This window comes from Labrenzia sp. THAF82 (assembly GCF_009363435.1).
Classification (GTDB): Bacteria; Pseudomonadota; Alphaproteobacteria; order Rhizobiales; family Stappiaceae; genus Roseibium; species Roseibium porphyridii.
In genome coordinates, this window is record NZ_CP045354.1 from 2205294 (window position 1) to 2223138 (window position 17845).

The 17845-nt window shown below is 55.6% G+C and carries 15 protein-coding genes and 1 tRNA gene; 8 read left to right on the forward strand and 8 right to left on the reverse strand.

The window, feature by feature from the left end; all coding sequences use genetic code 11:
• Positions 1-345 precede the first annotated feature (345 nt).
• On the forward strand, positions 346-933 hold the full coding sequence (locus FIV00_RS10300; RefSeq protein ID WP_152500660.1) for a GNAT family N-acetyltransferase: 588 nt from the start codon (positions 346-348) through the stop codon (positions 931-933).
• Positions 934-1098: 165 nt separating this feature from the next.
• Here FIV00_RS10300 and FIV00_RS10305 read toward each other — a convergent pair whose 3' ends face one another.
• The 3 genes from FIV00_RS10305 to FIV00_RS10315 all read right to left on the reverse strand — a co-directional run bounded on the left by FIV00_RS10305 (position 1099) and on the right by FIV00_RS10315 (position 5083).
• Positions 1099-2577 (reverse strand): PAS domain-containing methyl-accepting chemotaxis protein, encoded by a 1479-nt coding sequence (locus tag FIV00_RS10305; RefSeq protein WP_152500661.1) that lies wholly within the window; start codon positions 2575-2577, stop codon positions 1099-1101.
• Positions 2578-3129: 552 nt separating this feature from the next.
• Complete coding sequence (locus FIV00_RS10310) at positions 3130-3903, reverse strand: SIMPL domain-containing protein (RefSeq protein ID WP_152500662.1); 774 nt, start codon at positions 3901-3903, stop codon at positions 3130-3132.
• Positions 3904-4027: 124 nt separating this feature from the next.
• Positions 4028-5083, reverse strand: coding sequence for an AI-2E family transporter (locus FIV00_RS10315; RefSeq protein WP_152500663.1), 1056 nt, complete (start codon positions 5081-5083; stop codon positions 4028-4030).
• A 239-nt stretch (positions 5084-5322) separates the two neighbouring features.
• On the opposite strand from FIV00_RS10315, the gene FIV00_RS10320 reads away from it, so the two are divergent.
• A tRNA-Ile gene (locus tag FIV00_RS10320) sits at positions 5323-5399 on the forward strand.
• A 118-nt stretch (positions 5400-5517) separates the two neighbouring features.
• Here FIV00_RS10320 and FIV00_RS10325 read toward each other — a convergent pair.
• Together FIV00_RS10325 and FIV00_RS10330 are read right to left on the reverse strand one after the other, a co-directional pair.
• Positions 5518-6393, reverse strand: a complete 876-nt coding sequence (locus FIV00_RS10325) for an oxaloacetate decarboxylase (RefSeq protein WP_152500664.1) — start codon at positions 6391-6393, stop codon at positions 5518-5520.
• A 103-nt stretch (positions 6394-6496) separates the two neighbouring features.
• Complete coding sequence (locus FIV00_RS10330) at positions 6497-7168, reverse strand: IclR family transcriptional regulator (protein WP_173005941.1); 672 nt, start codon at positions 7166-7168, stop codon at positions 6497-6499.
• 89 nt (positions 7169-7257) lie between these two features.
• Here FIV00_RS10330 and acnA point away from each other — a divergent pair, with 89 nt between their 5' ends.
• Genes acnA through rraA form a run of 3 tightly spaced genes read left to right on the forward strand, consistent with a single transcriptional unit; the run spans position 7258 to position 11488 of the window.
• Positions 7258-9837 (forward strand): aconitate hydratase AcnA, encoded by a 2580-nt coding sequence (gene acnA, locus FIV00_RS10335; RefSeq protein ID WP_173005942.1) that lies wholly within the window; start codon positions 7258-7260, stop codon positions 9835-9837.
• Positions 9837-10991 carry a 2-methylaconitate cis-trans isomerase PrpF family protein gene (locus tag FIV00_RS10340; protein ID WP_152500667.1) on the forward strand — a complete coding sequence of 385 codons (1155 nt, stop codon included), beginning with the start codon at positions 9837-9839 and terminating at the stop codon, positions 10989-10991. Before acnA ends, FIV00_RS10340 begins: the two co-directional genes overlap by 1 nt.
• Entirely contained in the window at positions 10988-11488 is a 501-nt protein-coding gene (gene rraA, locus FIV00_RS10345; RefSeq protein WP_173005943.1) for a ribonuclease E activity regulator RraA, read from the forward strand. The genes FIV00_RS10340 and rraA overlap by 4 nt, the downstream gene beginning before the upstream one ends.
• Positions 11489-11564: 76 nt before the next feature.
• Here rraA and FIV00_RS10350 read toward each other — a convergent pair whose 3' ends face one another.
• Genes FIV00_RS10350 through FIV00_RS10360 form a run of 3 tightly spaced genes read right to left on the reverse strand, consistent with a single transcriptional unit; the run spans position 11565 to position 14622 of the window.
• Complete coding sequence (locus FIV00_RS10350; RefSeq protein WP_152500668.1) at positions 11565-12605, reverse strand: ABC transporter substrate-binding protein; 1041 nt, start codon at positions 12603-12605, stop codon at positions 11565-11567.
• Positions 12575-13960 (reverse strand): sensor histidine kinase N-terminal domain-containing protein, encoded by a 1386-nt coding sequence (locus tag FIV00_RS10355; protein ID WP_152500669.1) that lies wholly within the window; start codon positions 13958-13960, stop codon positions 12575-12577. The genes FIV00_RS10350 and FIV00_RS10355 overlap by 31 nt, the downstream gene beginning before the upstream one ends.
• The gene (locus FIV00_RS10360; RefSeq protein ID WP_152500670.1) at positions 13957-14622 is read right to left on the reverse strand and encodes a response regulator transcription factor; all 666 of its coding nucleotides are present in this window, start codon (positions 14620-14622) and stop codon (positions 13957-13959) included. The genes FIV00_RS10355 and FIV00_RS10360 overlap by 4 nt, the downstream gene beginning before the upstream one ends.
• A 117-nt stretch (positions 14623-14739) precedes the next feature.
• On the opposite strand from FIV00_RS10360, the gene FIV00_RS10365 reads away from it, so the two are divergent.
• The 3 genes from FIV00_RS10365 (at position 14740) to FIV00_RS10375 (ending at position 17820) form a co-directional block, all read left to right on the forward strand.
• Positions 14740-15720 (forward strand): tripartite tricarboxylate transporter substrate binding protein, encoded by a 981-nt coding sequence (locus tag FIV00_RS10365; RefSeq protein ID WP_152500671.1) that lies wholly within the window; start codon positions 14740-14742, stop codon positions 15718-15720.
• Positions 15721-15803: 83 nt separating this feature from the next.
• A complete protein-coding gene (locus FIV00_RS10370; protein ID WP_152500672.1) occupies positions 15804-16295 on the forward strand; it encodes a tripartite tricarboxylate transporter TctB family protein in 492 nt (163 codons plus the stop codon).
• Between the two features lies 1 nt (position 16296).
• On the forward strand, positions 16297-17820 hold the full coding sequence (locus tag FIV00_RS10375; protein ID WP_152500673.1) for a tripartite tricarboxylate transporter permease: 1524 nt from the start codon (positions 16297-16299) through the stop codon (positions 17818-17820).
• The last annotated feature ends 25 nt before the right edge of the window (positions 17821-17845 follow it).

A 17845-nucleotide genomic window follows, 5' to 3' on the forward strand; every position in this document is an offset into this window, starting at 1 on the left:
ATGACTTCCAGGCCTTACCTTCGGGGGCGTGTCCAAGCCGGGATGCGCCCCCGAAGTCATTTCCGCAGTCGGGTCAGGCCCTCGCGCGTCCGTTTGCAAACGGCATTTTTCGCGATTTCCGTGGCTGAATTCGTCATGCAGATCCTGGGTGATTAGAAGGAGTGTTTTCGATCGCGCTCATCCGATCCAGCAGGACTGCCGAGAGACGTTGCGGACCACGCACTTCAATGAAAGGCTGTTTGAACTCACAGGCGTGCTTTTTTGGAAAGCTCAGTTTCAGCTATGATTTGATCGCGAGTCGGACTTAGCCGCCGCAATTCTTATCGTCACAAGAGAGGCTTGACCGTGACCTTGGAAATTCGAAGCCTGACGGGTAGTGATCTGAAAGACGCCCTTGAAGCACTTGCGGATTTGCGGATTTCGGTCTTTCGGGACTGGCCTTATCTTTATGACGGCTCGCTGGAATATGAAGCTCGGTACTTGCGCCGCTATGGTGAGACTGACGGTGCTGTTATCGTCGGTGCTTATGACGGTGGTAAACTTGTTGGAGCTGCAACGGGCGAACCGCTTGGCGACGAACTCAAAGACTTCCGCGCGCCTTTGGAAGAGCGCGGCTACGATGTTTCCCGGATCTTTTATCTGGCTGAATCGGTTCTTGACCCGCACTATCGAGGTCGGGGGATCGGGCATCGCTTCTTTGATGAACGTGAAGCACATGCGCGCCGGCTCGGTTACGCAAAGGCCGTCTTCTGTGCCGTGATCCGCCCGGACGACCATCCCCTGAAACCGGCAGATTATCGCCCGCTCGATCCGTTCTGGCGTAAGCGGGGATATCAAAAACTCGATGGTATCCAGGTGACCTTTCCTTGGAAGGACCTCGGCGAAGATGGGGAAACGGAAAAACCGATGCAGGTCTGGTTCCGCACGCTCTAGGTGCCGATGCCAAACAGCGGTCCGTCAGAGCGCAGGTATCCGGATTTCAAGGACGATACCGCTGCGGCAGAGTGCCTGAGGTGCAGCGGTGCTCGCTCGGCTCAAACTGTCGTGGGAACCGCTTGCAAACTGGTCTGTCGTTGCGTGCTGAGCACCGGGAGGCAGTTACATGATCGAGCGGGATGCGTCGCGAACGTTTTGGGTCGCGGCATTGATCTGTGCCGTCGCTGCGGAAATGCTCTGCATGTTGTTCGTAATGAGCTCGACGCCCTGAGCAGCTGAATGCATGTTCGACGATATGTCATTGGTGACGGTGTTCTGCTCTTCTACCGCTGTTGAGATGCTTGTTGCGATCTCACCAATCTTCCGGATCACCGACATGATTGCTTCAATGGCATCAACTGCCTGTCCTGTCGTTTGCTGGACAGAGTTGACTTGTGCGGAAATTTCTTCCGTCGCCTTGCTGGTCTGCGATGCAAGGCTTTTCACCTCCGATGCCACAACGGCAAACCCCTTGCCGGCTTCACCGGCCCTGGCAGCTTCGATTGTTGCATTGAGAGCCAGAAGATTGGTCTGGTCGGCAATGCCATCGATCAGTTCGATCACCGAGCCAATGGTCTTGGCATCTTCAGATAGCCCCGACATGATTTCACTGGACTGCTCCGCCTGATTGACCGCACTTTCGGAAACCTCAAGGGCGGTTTGCACCTGGCGACTGATTTCCTGGATAGATGCAACCAGTTCTTCGGCGGCTGCTGCGACAGTCTGAACGCTGGAGGACGTCTGCTGAGACGCGGAAGCCGAGTTCGTTGCCTGCTCGGCGGCTTCCGAAATTGAGTTACCGATCTCCGAAAGATCAATATCGATTTTCTGTTGGATTTCGGCACGACGCTCGCGTTCCTGCACCTGTGCAGTAATGTCAGTTGCAAACTTCACCACCTTGAATGGACGCCCAGCCGCGTCAAGGATCGGATTGTAAGTGGCCTGTATCCAGATTTCACGACCGCCCTTGGCAAAACGTTTGAACTCACCCGCCTTGAACTGGCCCGTGCCCAATTCTTCCCAGAAGGTCGCGTATTCGGAACTCCGGCGATAGTCCGGGTCGACGAAGATGGAATGATGCTGGCCAACAATTTCATCCAGGGTGTATCCGACAGCCCCTGTGAAATTGTCATTTGCATCCGTGATGGTGCCGTCGAGTTCGAAGTGAATGACTGCCTGGGAGCGATTAATCGCGTCAACCTGGCCTTCAAAATCTGCACTGCGAACCTTCCGCATCGTAATGTCGGATGCGATCTTGACAACTTTCACAACTTTGCCAGCACGATTGAAGACCGGGTTGTAAGAGGCCTGTATCCAGACCTCATTGCCACCTTTGTCGTAGCGCAGAAACTCTTCTGACTTGAATTCACCCCTGGCAAGGTCTTGCCAGAAGTCGTGGTATTCCTGACTATCGGCATAGTCTGGATCAACAAACAGTCGATGGTGTTGGCCCTGAACTTCAGTCAGGGCGTATCCCATTGCGCCGAGGAAGTTCTGGTTCGCCGTCAAGATAGTGCCGTCGGGCCGGAATTCGATCATGGCCTGTGAGCGACTGAACGCGTTCAGAACAGGCTGAGCTGAGCTCCAATTGACGATCGACATGCGAATCCCCTTACGCAGATGACGTTTCAACAATTTCATTAAGACTGGAGGAAAAAAATAAAAACAAGTTAATACGCAGACTATCTTTCGCTAGATCACATGAAGCAAAATAAATTTTAGATATATAAGCGATTTTACCTAATGCAACCTTAGATTTAGTCTTAGATATATTCATTTGCTGTCATGATGACTGGCTGTTTCGAAGTTAGAATAGCCTTTGCGGGTGCCGGAGACTAAGTAAAATTGCGATAATTTCAGAATTTTCCTCTGCATCCATGATCTGATACTGGGTTGCTCGGTGTTGGGGTAAGCAGTGTCACAGAAATACACTCTTGGAACTACCGACAAAATGCAGCACGACTTTCACATTCTTGAAAATTTGACGTCATTTTTCAATGCTTCAGCAAGATCTCTTAAAGGACGATCTGCTGAATACATGTGTTTCCGAACGCGTTGAACATGTTGTTTGTTCACGTCCATCACCGCAGGTTTGGCCCCTGACGTTCACTCAAGACCGAAACCGCGGTGATAGATGTTCGCCTCAGCCTGGTCTCAATCGCCAGACTTCGTATCAATCTCCCAGCGAATGGTAACATCTGCGCTGATTGTGGTTTCGCCTGCTTCGATCGGAACAGCAGATGAGGCCATCATACTCTCAGCCCGCATCATCAAAGGCTGGGGCATCTGTGTAGAGGTTTCGGTGATGAACAGAATGTTGCCAAGTCCAACGCCGGCAGCAGCTGCAAAAACCTCCGCCTTGTGGCGCGCATTTTCAACAGCCTTTTTGCGGGCTTCATCGAGCTTCTCATTCGGGTCGCTCACTTCGAACCGAATGCTGTCGACTGAATTCGCTCCGTTTTCAACGACAAGCGTCAGCAGGCCACCCAGTTTGGCCAGATCGCGAACGTTGACCTCCACACCATTGCGGATTTCATATCCGATGATATTTGGCTGGCGTCCCGAGCTGCTGTTGGACTGCTCATAACGCGGATAGATTCCAAAGCCGCGGGTCTGGATGTCCTTTGCCTCTATGCCCTGGTTTTTGATGGCATCAATAACCTTGCCGATGGCGGAAGAATTTTCAGACAGAGCGTCTTCGGCCGTCTTTGCGGTTGTCACCACATTGGCGGTGATGACCGCCATGTCCGGTGCCACTGCAACGGACCCACGGCCCTGCATGGTGATGTTGCCGGACTGAACGGCATGAGCTTCTTCGGCAGAAACGGGGCCGGAGGCGAGCGGCGCGACAACGAGCAATGTTGCGAGCGTCAGTTGACGGAAGAATGAGACTGACCGGAGTGGGGCCTGCAAAAAATGGGAGGTCATGAAAAAGGGTCCTTTCTGAAACATCCGATTTGGCGGCGATATCGCTCTTTATTGCGGCCTGGGTATGGCTAACCGGTTCATGTTCCATTCATTCTCAAAACGGGCGCAGTCAGCTTCGCACACTTTAGGCTTTGCTTTCCGCAAAGCCGACCTCGCCTGTTTCAGACAAAAGCACGGCAATCGGTCGGGACGCTTCGAACCTCGCACACACAATGACGATCATGACGGTGAGTGGAACACACAGAACCATCCCGACAACGCCCCAGATGGCACCCCAGAAGGCGAGGGAGAGCATGATGACCAGTCCGGACAGGTTGAGGTTGGAACCCATCAGCTTCGGTTCAACCAGATTGCCGACGGCGAACTGGATCAGCCCAAGACCAGTCGCAATGGCGAAGAATGGTGCCAGAGTGTCGTAGTAGACGACTGCGAGCAAACTGGGAAAAATCACACCGATCAGTGACCCGATGGTTGGAATATAATTCAACAGGAAGGCAATGAAGCCGAACAGAGCTGCATAGGGCAGACCAATGGCCAGCAGCACCAGGCTGGTCAGGACGCCGGTTGCGACTGATACGGCCGTCTTGATCGAAAAATAATGCATGATCGAGCGGTTGATCTCTGCCCGAATAGCAAACGCCGCCTGAGCTTTTTCAGGATCTGAAAAGAGCCTCTCGAACTTGCGGTCGAAGGTCGATTGCTCCAGCACAAGAAACAACACGTAGATGAATACCAGGCTGGCTGAACCGGCTATGGTCGTCACCAAGCTGGCCCCTGCCGTTACCATGCGAGGAACGACGGACTCCGGCAGCAGGTCTTTCAGCTCAATCGGATCATTGAGGTGAAACAACGAGGAAGCCTGATCAAACAGTTCCTCAAGGCGCCTTTGATAGGTCGGTGCATCTTGAGCCAACTGGGTCAGGTTGACCGTGACAATGTCGAGAACAAACGTGCTGACAGCGAAGATCGACAGAAGGGACAGCGTAAAGGTGACAAACCCGGGCAAGCGCCAGCGGCCAATCGGTATCAGCTGAAAGACATGAGACAACGAGTTAATCATGTACCAGACGATCAGTGCTATGACGAATGGCAGCACCAGCGACCGGCCGACGACAAGGAGCCAACCAATCATCAGGACCAGGAAAACACTTAAGGTAACGGACAGGAGCGGGGATCGCATGGCAGCTCCGCGAAAGGGATTCGAACAGACATTGTTTGGATGTCATTTAGACCCGAAGCAGCTCGTGAACGGAACCTGTTTTTGCTTGAGGGCTGTGTGTTGTTAAGAATCCGCGACCGCAAAACCTGATTTCCAAGAGCTTTTGCATCATGTCTGCGCAAAGCACTTGCCCGACAAAATTGCCGTGGTATAGGGAAGATCCGCATCGGCCGCCGCAGGCGCGAACCGGCAGGTGCCGTGGGCCTGTAGCTCAACTGGTTAGAGCCGTCCGCTCATAACGGATTGGTTGGGGGTTCGAGTCCCTCCGGGCCCACCATTTTATATTTCCCGCGACTGAAACGAGGATTTCGCTGCAGTTGGGGTTTCTCGACTATAATGTTTGTTCGAAGTCGGGAAACTTCCGAAGTCGAACGCCTCTGCGTCAGAACAGCAGACTAGTCTGTCGAATACTTTTTCTCCAAGTCATCATAATAACTCTTTCTGACCGCGTCCTGGCGGACTTCAAAGCTTGCGACCGGGCCGGTCTCGTCCATCCGGCCGTCAACTTTCAGCATTGAGAGAGCGTCATGCATGCCTTTGAGGGCACCTTGAAGCGCGACGTTTGCATAAAGGACCAGCCCAAACCCCATTTGGTCCAACTCGTTGAAATCGATAATCGGGGTCTTGCCACCCACAACCAGATTAATCAGTTGAGGGGTGCCGGGCAGCCGACGGGGAATGTCCCGAATGTTTTGAAGATCCTTGGGAGCCTCGATAAAGGTCACGTCAGCGCCATCTTCAATGAAGGCTTCAGCTCGCTCAACAGCAGCGTCAAAGCCATGGGTTGCACAGGCATCCGTTCGTGCGACGATCAAAAAATTCGGATCCTGCCGTGCGTCGGCGGCAGCCTTGATCCTGCTGCGTGCTTCGCTCAAATCGACGACGTCCTTGCCTGAAAAATGACCGCATCGTTTTGGATTGACCTGGTCCTCAAGCTGGATCGCACTGGCCCCGGCGCGTTCCAGCGTGCGAACGGTGTGGCTTACATTGAGAGCATTGCCGAAGCCGGTGTCCGCATCGACGACAATCGGCAATTCAGTCGTGTTGCGGATGGTGGCCGTGTGCTGAGCAATTTCCGGGAGGGAGATGAAACCGAGGTCCGGCATGCCGAGATACGTGTTGGTGAGACCGGCCCCTGATATATAGACCGCTTCAAAACCGAGACGGTCGATCACGCTTGCAGCCAGCGCATTTGCTGCACCGGGCATCAATATCGCGTCGCCCTTGTTCAGGCGTTGCCGAAACGCTTTGTTGATCTCATGGTTCATCATTGCAGCGATCTCCGGTCAATGGAACATAGGCTTTGGCGTACTGTGCGCGCCAAGACAAAGCAAGCTGTGCTCTAGTGCGTTCTGTCAGGTGAAACTGTCAGGATCAATTTGCTGTCAGACTTTTGGCGAGACTTTCCAGAAGCGGAATTGCCTTGGCACGCGCCTCCTCATCAAACCGTGTGGCGAGACCGGAGACGGTGAGCGCTCCGGCGAGTTCACTGGTCCCAGTAAAGACGGGCGTCGATATCGAGGAAATATTGGGGTTGGTCTGTCCGACGGCACTCACCGTTCCGTTTTCGTTGAAGAGGGAAAGATCACCAACATCTTCTCCCGAATATCGGCGGAGCACGAGACCGGACGCTCCCGTCGAAAGCCGCAGCCGCATGCCTTCCTCAACATGAAAGCGTAACAGGTTTGGGGAATTTTCCCTGTACAAACAGACACGTTCATTGCCTGCGCGCACGTAAAAGGATGCGGTTTCTCCCGTCGCTTCCGCGAGGATCTTTAGAGACGGGGCCACATGCTCTCGCCGGGTGAAGTCACGGCGGAAAATCAGACCAAGGCGCCAAACGCTCGGTCCGACGCTGAAACTGCCGTTTTCGTCGCGCTGAATAAAGCCATATATGCGCATTGAATTGGTGAGACGCAGGATCGTGCTCTTGTGAAGACCGGTTTCCTCGGCGATTTCCGCAAGGGTCATGATTGGCTTTTGCGTTGAGAACGCGCTCAGGATCGACAGCGCGCGTTCAACGGATTCTGTGCGATTGGCAGTCATGGCCGTTCTGTCTGGTGAAACGCAGTCCGGTTCAACTTGCAGCATCCGGGCAAGACTGTCTAGCCTAGCGCCAATTCAGGAGAGGTATAGTGCGCTACCATCAGGTCCCCCACACACAGTTTCGCGCCGCTGATTATTGCGGTCTTCTCGGAGAAGGCTTTCGCAGCCTGCCCTATTCTCTGCGCCTCTTGGCCGAGAATGCGGCCCGCCATTCGAAAGACGGTGCTGCAGCACTGGACGTTCTGGCGCGCAAAGGAGACGCCGTCCCGTTCCGGCCCGCACGTCTTTTGCTGCATGATATGCTCGGTATCCCGGCGCTTATCGACATCATGGCGATGCGCAATCTGCTGGAAGAACAGGGTGGTGATCCGGGCACGGTCGACATGAGCCTGCCCGTTGATCTCGTGATCGATCATTCCATGTCGATCAATCACTGGGCTGACAGGTTTGCTCTCCAGAAAAACATGGACCGTGAATTTGAAGTCAATCGTGAACGATTTGCCTTTCTGAAGGCCTGTGAAACACGATTTCCCCGCTTGCGGGTCATTCCGCCGGGAGGTGGTATCTGCCATCAGGTCAATCTTGAGTATCTCGGCCAAACCGTTTTGCCGTCTCAGGATGATGCCGATCTTCTGGTACCCGACTCCAGTCTTGGCACCGACAGCCATACGCCAATGATCAATGCTCTGGGTATCATGGGGTGGGGAATTGGTGGACTGGAGGCGGAAGCCATTCTTTTCGGCGAGACAACTCCGGTCAACGTGCCGCGTGTTATCGGGCTGGAAGTATCCGGTGCGCCCTCGGACGACATCACCGCGACCGATATTGCTCTTGTCGTTGCCGAAAAACTCCGGGCACTTGGCGTTGTCGACACATTTGTTGAACTCTTCGGCTCAGGGTACCGCGCCTTGAGCGTTGCCGACAGGGCAACGATCGCGAACATGGCACCCGAATATGGATCGACCATGGTCTTTTGTCCGGTTGACGAGCGCACCATCGGGTATCTGAACGACACGGGGCGCAATGAAAGCGCTGCGCGCTCGGAAGCTTATTGCAGGGCGCAGAACCTTTGGCTGGAAGGAGTTGATAGCGCTGTTGACTATGACGAAGTCGTCGAAATTGACCTCAGCCGGATCGGGCGTTCGGTTTCAGGCCCGTCGCGCCCTGAACAGAGGATTGATTTGTCGGATGCGACCGAGCGACTGAAATTGAAAGGTGAAACCGAGCGCCGGGTTCAGGTCGAAGGGGAAGCGCATGATATCGGCGATGGCGATGTGATCATCGCGGCAATTACCAGCTGCACCAACACGGCGAATCCGCGGAACATGGTCACAGCCGGCCTGATGGCCCGAAATGCGGTTGCCAGAGGGCTGCAGGTCCCGCCGCATGTCAAAACCTCTCTGGCACCTGGATCCCGGGTGGTTGCGAAGTACCTAAAGGAGAGCGGACTGCAAAGCTCGCTGGACACACTTGGCTTCGAGGTCGCCGCGTTTTCGTGTTCGACCTGCAACGGCATGTCCGGGCCGCTGCATCCTGCGCATGAAGCGACGATCAAGGCGCATGATGTGAAGGGCATCGCCGTTTTGTCGGGAAACCGCAATTTTGCCGGGCGGATCCACCCGCTTGCGTCGCGCAACATGATCGCGTCTCCGCCCCTGGTCGTGGCTTACGCCTTGATGGGCACAATCTTGAAGGACATCACTCTAGAGCCGCTTGGCAGCGACCAGAACGGCGATCCGGTCATGTTGACCGACCTCTGGCCCAGCGCTGACGAAGTTACAAAGATCGTCGAGACGTTTGTCACGCCGGATGAATTCAACAAAAACTACGCTGCAATCAACGACGTGAATGCCGAGTGGAACGCACTTGAGACGGATGCCGGCACCTATGACTGGGTTCCGTCGACCTATGTTTCCTTCCCGCCGTTCGTTCGCGAAATCGAGCGTGACGCTTCACCGGTTGCGCCTATTTTGGGCCTTCGGCCTCTGGTTATTCTGGGTGACAGTGTGACGACGGATCACATATCGCCGTCGGGTATCATCACTCCGGAATCTGAAGCTGGCCAGTTCCTTCAGAAACAAGGTGTCGCTCCCCGCGATTTCAACTCCTTCGGAACCCGGCGCGGATGCTCCGACGTCGTCGTGCGTTCGACCTTTGCCAATTACAGACTGCGCAATGAAATGACACCGGACAAGGAAGGCTCTTGGGCAAGGATCGAGCCAGAGGCCGAAGTCACCTCGGTGTTCAAGGCCATCCAGACCTATCTCGAGCGAGACCAGAAACTTGTTGTGATCGGCGGCAAGGAATATGGTTGCGGCTCCTCAAGAGACACGGCTGCAAAAGCGCCTTGGCTTGCCGGTGTCAGAGCCGTGATCGTTGAGAGTTTCGAGAGGATCCACCGTTCAAACCTGGTCAATATGGGCATCGCCCCACTGTGTTTTCCAGATGGTGTCACGCGCAAGACCTTAAGCCTTGATGGTAGCGAGACATTTGATATTGCGTTCGACAAGGACCTCACCGGGGCAACGCTGACCATCAATCGCAAGGATAGCAGTGCCGAAACAACCCCTCTGGATTTGCGGCTCTACAATGACGGTGAGCGTGCAACGTTTGCCGCCGGCGGACTATTGCCACGTGCGTTCCGGTCATTCCTTGCAGGAGCAGCCTGATGCAGAATCGGTTGCGAGCTGCCTTTTACCGGGGCGGAACTTCCAAGGCAGTGGTGTTCAACGGTGCGGATCTGCCGACCGATCGTGCCCTTTGTGATCGGATTTTTCTGCATGTTCTTGGCAGTCCGGACGCGTATGGCCGCCAGCTCAACGGCATGGGCGGTGGTCTGTCATCGCTCTCCAAAGTTGTCATTGTCCGCCCTTCGGATCGCGACGATGCGGATGTCGACTATACTTTCGTTCAGATCGCCGTTGACGAAGCTCTGGCCGACTACGGATCGGCTTGCGGGAACATGGCGTCGTGTGTTGGCCCATTCGCCGTCGATGAGGGCATGGTCGAACTTGCGCCCGGGCAATCCGATGCTCTTGTACGCATCTACGACACCAACACCGACCGGTTGTATCATGCCCGTTTTCCCCTACGGGACGGTAAGGCTGTCGAAGAGGGCGATGTTTCCATACCGGGTGTTTCAGGAACGGGAGCGCCGGTGGTGCTTGAGTTCTTGACGCCGGGAGGGGCGGCCACCGGAAAACTGCTTCCGAGCGGTCATGTCGTTGATCAAATCGAAGTGGCGGATATTGGTCCGGTCACGGTGTCTCTGATCGATGCAGCCAATGCAGTGGTCTATGTCCGCGCGGCGGATCTAGGCACATCTGCCTCCAAGTTGCCTGAACAACTTGATGCAGATGCCGGTTTGATGGCGCGCCTGGAGAATGTGCGTTGCGCGGGCGCTGTCGCCATGGGCATGGAAGGGTCCTTCAGCGAGGTCAAACGATCGACGCCGAAGGTGGCGATCCTCGGCGGCTCTTCTGAGTTTACGTCTCTGGATGGTGCGAGGCATGGACCGGAAACGCATGACATCAACGTCCGGCTGATCTCGATGGGTAATTTCCATCGCGCGATTACACTGACGGGCGGCATGTGCACGGCTGTTGCCGCTCAGGTGCCGGGCTCGCTGGTTCAGGAACTTGCACAGATTGAGGGAAAAGATCTGAGAATAGGGACGCCATCCGGAGTTCTTACCGTGACAGCGGATGTGCGGACAGGTGCCTTCGGGCCTGAAGCGGTCACGGCCGGAACGTTTCGCACTCAAAGGCGTATCATGGAAGGTGCGGTCCTTTACCCCGCAGCCTTACTCGGGCAAGAGCCGTGAGCGAAGCCCTGGCTTGTTTCGCAACGTGCGATCTGAACGATGCCTATCCGGAGAAGGTAACTTTCGTTCAGTTGCCGTTCCGGGATTTCGCACGCAAACGCAGGTTTTCTGGCCGTATCAGGACGGCGGTCATGGTCGATGATACAAAGCTGGTTCAGAAGGCGTTGTTTTCTCAACCAGGCAATGGCGCCATCATCGTTCTGGATGGTGGCGGTTCCAACCGTACTGCGCTGCTTGGTGATCGGATGGCGGAGCGGCTTATCCAAAATGACTGGGCGGGCATTATCGTAAACGGTGCGGTGAGAGACAGCCATCTTTTGGCTGATCTTGAGATCGGCGTCAAAGCCTTGGGAACAAGCCCTGTTCGTTCGGGAAAGACCGGCAAGGGCGCAATCGATGTACCCGTCGCGTTCGGCGGTGCTTTCTTTGAACCGGGGAAGTGCCTTTACTGCGACGAAGACGGAGTTCTGGTCTCTGACGAACCGCTTCAACTTTGAGATCCGAAGCAGGTCCGGCTTTTATCTGGAGGGTGTCTTTCGCCGAAGAGCGGTTCAAATTTTTCTATTGTCGATTTCAGGGCTGCACCATGGCGTTCAGCCAGGCGCGGATAAATGTGCGACGCTTGAGCTGGTCAAGATAAACGAGCAGGCCCGGACCGAGACGGATGGGGCGGAAGGCAGCCTCACGCTGTAAGACCCCTGGATCAATCGCAGGCAAACCGGTCAATTCCTCGATCAGCTCACGGTTGGAACCCGATACCAGGAAGTCTATGAACTGGCCGGACAGGTCCACATCCTGGGTCGTCTTTGGAATGAGTACCGTCCGTAACATGACGGTGGTAAAATCGTTGAACTGCAGGACATCGAGATCCGGGTTGTCTGGAAGGTGTGCCGCCGCGTAGCTACCAAGAACGTTATAGGCGAGCGCCAGTCGTCCGTCGGCAACGTCCCGGATCATCTGGTTTGAACAGCAATAAAGCTGCGCGTTCAATCTGCCCATCACCTCGGCCATTCGCCAGAGGGATTCCGACTGTCGGGAGTCTTGCGTGGCAAAAAGGTACCCAGCCCCGCTTTCCCTTATGTCATAAGTCCCGACCTTGCCGTTGAAGCGGTCCGGGTTCTCGCGCAGCAGCGCAATCAGTTCGTCCCGGTTGGTCGGCGTCGGCAATCCCTCAAATGCAGATTTGGAAAAGGCCAAGACCGCTGGTTCCTGGGTGAAGGCGAACAGACGATCTCGCCATTTGGCCCAGTCGGGCAGGGTGCTGGTTTCCGCTGACACGTGGCGTAAGGCAAAGCCGTCGTTGACGAGTTTAGTCTGCAGGTCCATTGCCGATGACATCGCAATGTCGAATTCCGCATTCTCTTCAAAAAGTGCCTTCATCAACTCGCTGCTGGAAGCGGTGACATAACGGATTTCAATGCCCGGGTTGCGTGCCTGATAAGCCTCGATGAGCGGTGCGAAGATACTGAGGTCGCCCGTCGACAGAATGTTGAGTGTTGCCGTTCGGTTTTCGACCTCAAACAGGCGCTCCTCTTCGGCAACGAATGCGCTTGCCGTCGTGATCAGGGCGCAGAACGATGCGATCAGGCCAATGGTAAGGATATGGACGCGCATGTGCCTCTCTTTTCCGGGTTGTCAGACAGTTCCAGCGTGCCGCCATGAGCGCGCATGACTTCCTCGACAATGGTGAGCCCGAGGCCGGAGCCAATAATGTCGCGGACATTGTCACCTCTGCCGAAGCGCTCGGTCAGGTGTTTCCGGTCGCCGTCACCGAGACCACGGCCCTCGTCGATGACATCGACCCTGACACTTGATCCCGATTGCAGGATTTCCACCTTGATGACGCTGTCCTCCGGCGAGTATTTCACAGCGTTGTCCAGGAGATTTCGCAGCGCGTTCTGCAACAGGATCGGGTCACCTTCAACCGAGCCGATTGTGTCCGAACCAGAGCAGGTGATCCTTATATCCTTCAAGTCCGCAGTCGGACTGATTGACCTGATCACATCCTGAGCGAGCTCCTTCACATTGAGGCGTTCCTTCTCAAGATTGTCGGACCGCAGCGCGACCATCGCATGATCAAGCAGCTGACCTGCAGAGCGCGAACTCTCGTCTGCAGCGCGTATGACTTCTCGCAGGATCTGTTTGTTTTCCGGTTTTCGGACGCTGCGCATGGCGATCTCTGATTGTGTTCTGACCGTTGCGAGCGGTGTGCGCACGTGATGTGCTGCTTCGGCGATGAAGTCTTCGGTTCTCGCCAGTGAGGCGCTGAGTCGGCCCATGAACGTATTGAGGGACTGTAGCAAGGGTACGAGCTCGGTCGGGGCCGACGTTTCGACCGGGCTCAAATCCTGCGGGCCGCGGCGCGCAACCGACTGGGCAAGCCTGTTCAATGGCCGCATGGCATTGTTGGTCGCAAACCAGCTAAGTGCCCCTGAGAGAACGAAAAATCCAATACCAGCCGCAGCCGCAGCAATCGAGATCTGCAGAGAAACAGCAGCAAGTCCCAGCCGGGTTTGAGCGACAAGCACCGTCAAAATGACTGTTTCATCGCCCACGGTCAAACGTCTTGGCAGCGCTGCGATGCGCACTTCGTCCTCGCGGTAGATGGCTGTTGCAAAAACCGGATTGCCAGCGTCAAAAGTGGCAGAAGGTGCCGGCAAGTCATCGTATCCCGTGACAGTCAGATCGTCTGCGGTGATGCGGTAGAACACTCGTTCTTCGGCTATAGATCCAAGCATCGACAAGGCTGAATAGGGTACGTCGACCAATATCTGGCCGCGTTCGGCGCGAACGGCCTCCGAAATTGCAGTTGCCGAGGCAATCAGGATGTTGTCCTGGGTGATTTCAGCCGCCTGCTGGGCGAGTGCACGCACCGTGAAATAGAGCGCAACCGACAGAATGGCCGCGACAAGCAGCAATTGAAGGAGAAGCCGCCTTCTGAGCGAACCTCGTGTACGGACGGCTGTCATGAGGCCGTCATCCTGTAGCCAACACCGCGCACAGTTTCGATCTTGACGCGCCCTCCCTGTAGCTTCTTGCGGACGCGCCCCACATAGACCTCAATCGCATTTTCAGAAACGTCTTCGTCGTAGGAGAACAGGCGGTCAACCAGGTGTGACTTTGAAAAGATCATGTCGGGTGCCGAGAAAAAGACTTCGAGCAGCCGCAGTTCCCGGTTCCTGAGGTCGGAGACGTTTCCGGCAACCGCAACGGTTCCTGCAAGCGGATCAAACACAACATCCTGGAAGGTTTTCTGGTTGCGCGATGCGCCTTGTCTTCGACGAAGCACGGCCCTGCAACGGGCCTCGAGTTCGGAAAAGTCGAAGGGTTTGGTGATGTAGTCGTCGGCACCGAGGTCGAGCATCCGGACGCGGTCCGATACTTCAGAACGCGCCGTCAGAACGATAACAGGAGTGTCATTGTCGCCTGTGCGATGCCTTTCCAGGAACGTGCGTCCATCCCCGTCGGGAAGCATGATATCAAGCAGAATGAGCTCATAACCGGTGCTGGCCAAACAGGCGGCGGCCGTTTCCAGATCAGGTGCATGATCAACGACATGACCGTCGAGGCTCAGCCGTTCGACAATGGCCTTAGCCAGTTTCTCATTGTCCTCGATCAGTAGGAAGCGCATGCCAATTTAGCCGTTTGTCGTTGTTTTTTGGTAGCGTGACAGGTTCCTGTCAGCTTTCCCAATACTTTTAATGTTTGCAAGGGGCTCGTTAAGCCCCAGCGTGTCTGGGAGGAAAATATGACACTTTTGAAAATGACCCGTCGGGTCGTTCTGGCTGCTGCTGCAGTCTCTTTTTCATTTGCAACCCCGTCCTTTGCAGAACCGGCTGTCGATAGCATCCACTTCCTGATTCCAGGCGGTGCAGGTGGTGGCTGGGATGGCACAGCACGCGGCACCGGTGAAGCGCTAACGAAGGCAGGCCTCGTCGGCACGGCATCTTACGAGAACATGTCTGGCGGCGGTGGCGGCAAGGCCATCGGCTTCCTGATTGAAAACGCGGACAGCAACCATGGCACGCTCATGGTCAACTCCACGCCGATCGTGATCCGCTCGCTGACCGGTGTGTTCCCGCAGAACTTCCGTGATCTGACTCTGGTTGCCGGCACAATCGGTGACTATGCGGCTCTCGTGGTGCCTGCCGACGGCGATATCAAGGACGTCAACGGTCTGATCGAAGCCTTCAAGGCGGATCCTGCCGGGACCGCGATTGGTGGAGGTTCTGTGCCGGGCGGCATGGACCATCTGGTTGCCGCAATGGTGTTCCAGGCAGCCGGTGCTGATCCGGTCGCGATGAAATACGTGCCTTATGACGGTGGCGGCAAGACCATGGCTGGTCTGCTTTCCGGTGAAGTTCAGGCCGTTTCCACCGGCTTCTCAGAAGCCGTTGAATTGGCCAAGGCAGGCGAAGTGCGCATCATTGGTGTGACTGCACCTGAACGCGTCGACGCCTATGCAGATGCCCCGACCATGGTCGAGCAGGGCAATGACACGACCTTCGTCAACTGGCGCGGTTTCTTCGCTGCACCTGGTCTTCCGGCGGACAAACTGGCCGCTTACCAGGATGCCATTGCGAAGATGTACGAAACCGATGAGTGGGAAGAAGTTCGGGCTCGCAACGGTTGGGTGAACATCCACAATCCTGGCGACGACTTCCGCTCTTTCCTTGAAGAGCAGGAAAAGTCCATCGGCGATCTGATGAAGAAGCTCGGCTTCCTCTGATCGACGTTCAGCAAAGCTGAAACGCAAGGCACGTCCGGGACTTCCCGGACGTGCCGCCCAATCCAAAAAATGTGGGGGGAACGATGGCGCTTGATCGCTGGCTAGCACTGGTCATCTTGTTGATCTGTCTGGCTTATGGCTATGCAGCTTATTTCACCATGGACGCGCTTTTGCCGCCGATCATGCAACGCAGCCCAATTTGGCCCTCAAGCTTTCCCAAAGTCTTGGCCATTGGCGGAATTCTTCTGTCGCTGAGCATCTTGCTCGGTCTGGAAAAATCCCCCGACAAGAAAGACGCTGCAGACATCAATCTGTCGCGTCTACATGAGTACAAGGTCGGCCAGGCGCTTCTCCTGTTGGGCTTGATGGTTGCCTATGCGTTGCTGCTGCGGCCGCTTGGGTTCCTAACCTCCACTTTTCTTTTTCTCACGGTTGGCAGCTTCATTCTCGGTGAGCGCCGCTATGTCATGATGATCGTTGTCGCCGCTATTGCTGCCGGTACGGTCTGGTACCTTGTGGACGTGGTGCTGGGCATCTTCTTAAGTCCATTCCCGTCTTTTCTGATTGGAGGCTGAGATGCTCGAAGGACTTCTGACGGGCCTCGCAACGGCCTTCACATTCACAAACATCATGATGGTTGTAGGCGGCTGTCTGATCGGTACGTTCATCGGCATGCTGCCCGGGCTTGGCCCGATGTCGATCATTGCCATCATGATCCCGGTCGCGATCACAATCGGTGATCCGTCAGCTGCACTGATTCTGCTTGCTGGCGTTTATTATGGTGCGGTTTTTGGTGGTTCGACGTCTTCGATCCTGATCAATGCTCCAGGCGTCGCTTCGACTGTTGCTACCTCCTTCGACGGCTATCCGCTGGCACGTAAGGGGCAGGCCGGGAAGGCCTTGACGGTTGCCGCGATCTCCTCGTTTGCGGGGGGCACCATCGGTGCGATCCTGCTGATGGTGTTTGCTCCGGCGCTGGCCTCCGTCGCGCTGCTGTTTCATTCGTCTGAATATTTTGCACTGATGGTTGTCGGGTTGTCAGCGATTGCGGCATTTGCCGGCACCGGCCAAGTCGGCAAGGCTCTGCTGATGACGTTCCTCGGACTGATGATGGCAACGGTCGGCGAAGGCGTTCTGTTCAATATGCCGCGCTTCACCATGGGCGTCATGGATCTCCAGTCCGGCTTTGGCTTCATCACGCTTGCCATGGCGATGTTCGCGCTCCCTGAAGCCATTTTCCTTGTGCTTGACCCTGCACGTTCAAAAACCGGCGACGGCAGTGATGGTGGCAAGATCAAGAACTTGCGGATTACCAAGGACGAAGCGCGTAAGATTACACCGGTGATCGGCCGGCAGTCGCTCCAGGGTTTTTTTATCGGTGTTCTGCCCGGCGCAGGGGCGACGATTGCCTCTTTCCTCGGGTATGCGGTTGAGCGCAACATCGCGAACAAGGAAGAGCAGGAAGAGTTCGGCAAAGGTTCAGTGAAAGGCATTGCTGCTCCTGAAAGCGCCAACAATGCCGCCTGCACCGGTTCATTTGTTCCGCTGCTGACACTGGGCATCCCCGGTTCAGGAACAACTGCAATCCTGCTGGGTGCGTTGATCGCGCTTAATGTCAGTCCAGGTCCGCGCCTGATGGTCGATGAACCTCAGATTTTCTGGGCCGTCATCATCTCCATGTATCTTGGCAATCTGGTTCTTCTGATCCTCAACTTGCCGCTGATCCCTTACATCGCAAAGGTTCTGGCGGTTCCGCGCAACTATCTCATCCCGTTCATCCTGTTCTTCACATTGATGGGCGCCTATATCGGCCAGAACAACGCCACGGAGCTTCTTCTCCTTGTCGGTTTCGGGATTTGTGCAACGCTGTTCCGCTTTGCAGACTATCCATTGGCTCCCTTGCTGATCGGGTTCATTCTTGGGCCTTTGCTTGAGAATAACTTCTCCCGTGCCATGCAGCTTTACGACGGTGTCGGATTTATCTGGGAACGGCCGATGACGCTCGGGTTGCTGATCCTTGCCGTTGTTCTTGTTGTTCTGCCCGGCTACAGAGCCCGTCGTGCACGCCTGCGTGCGGAAGGTGTCGCTGACGGCGATTGATAACGGCAGCACGAAGGGACACATC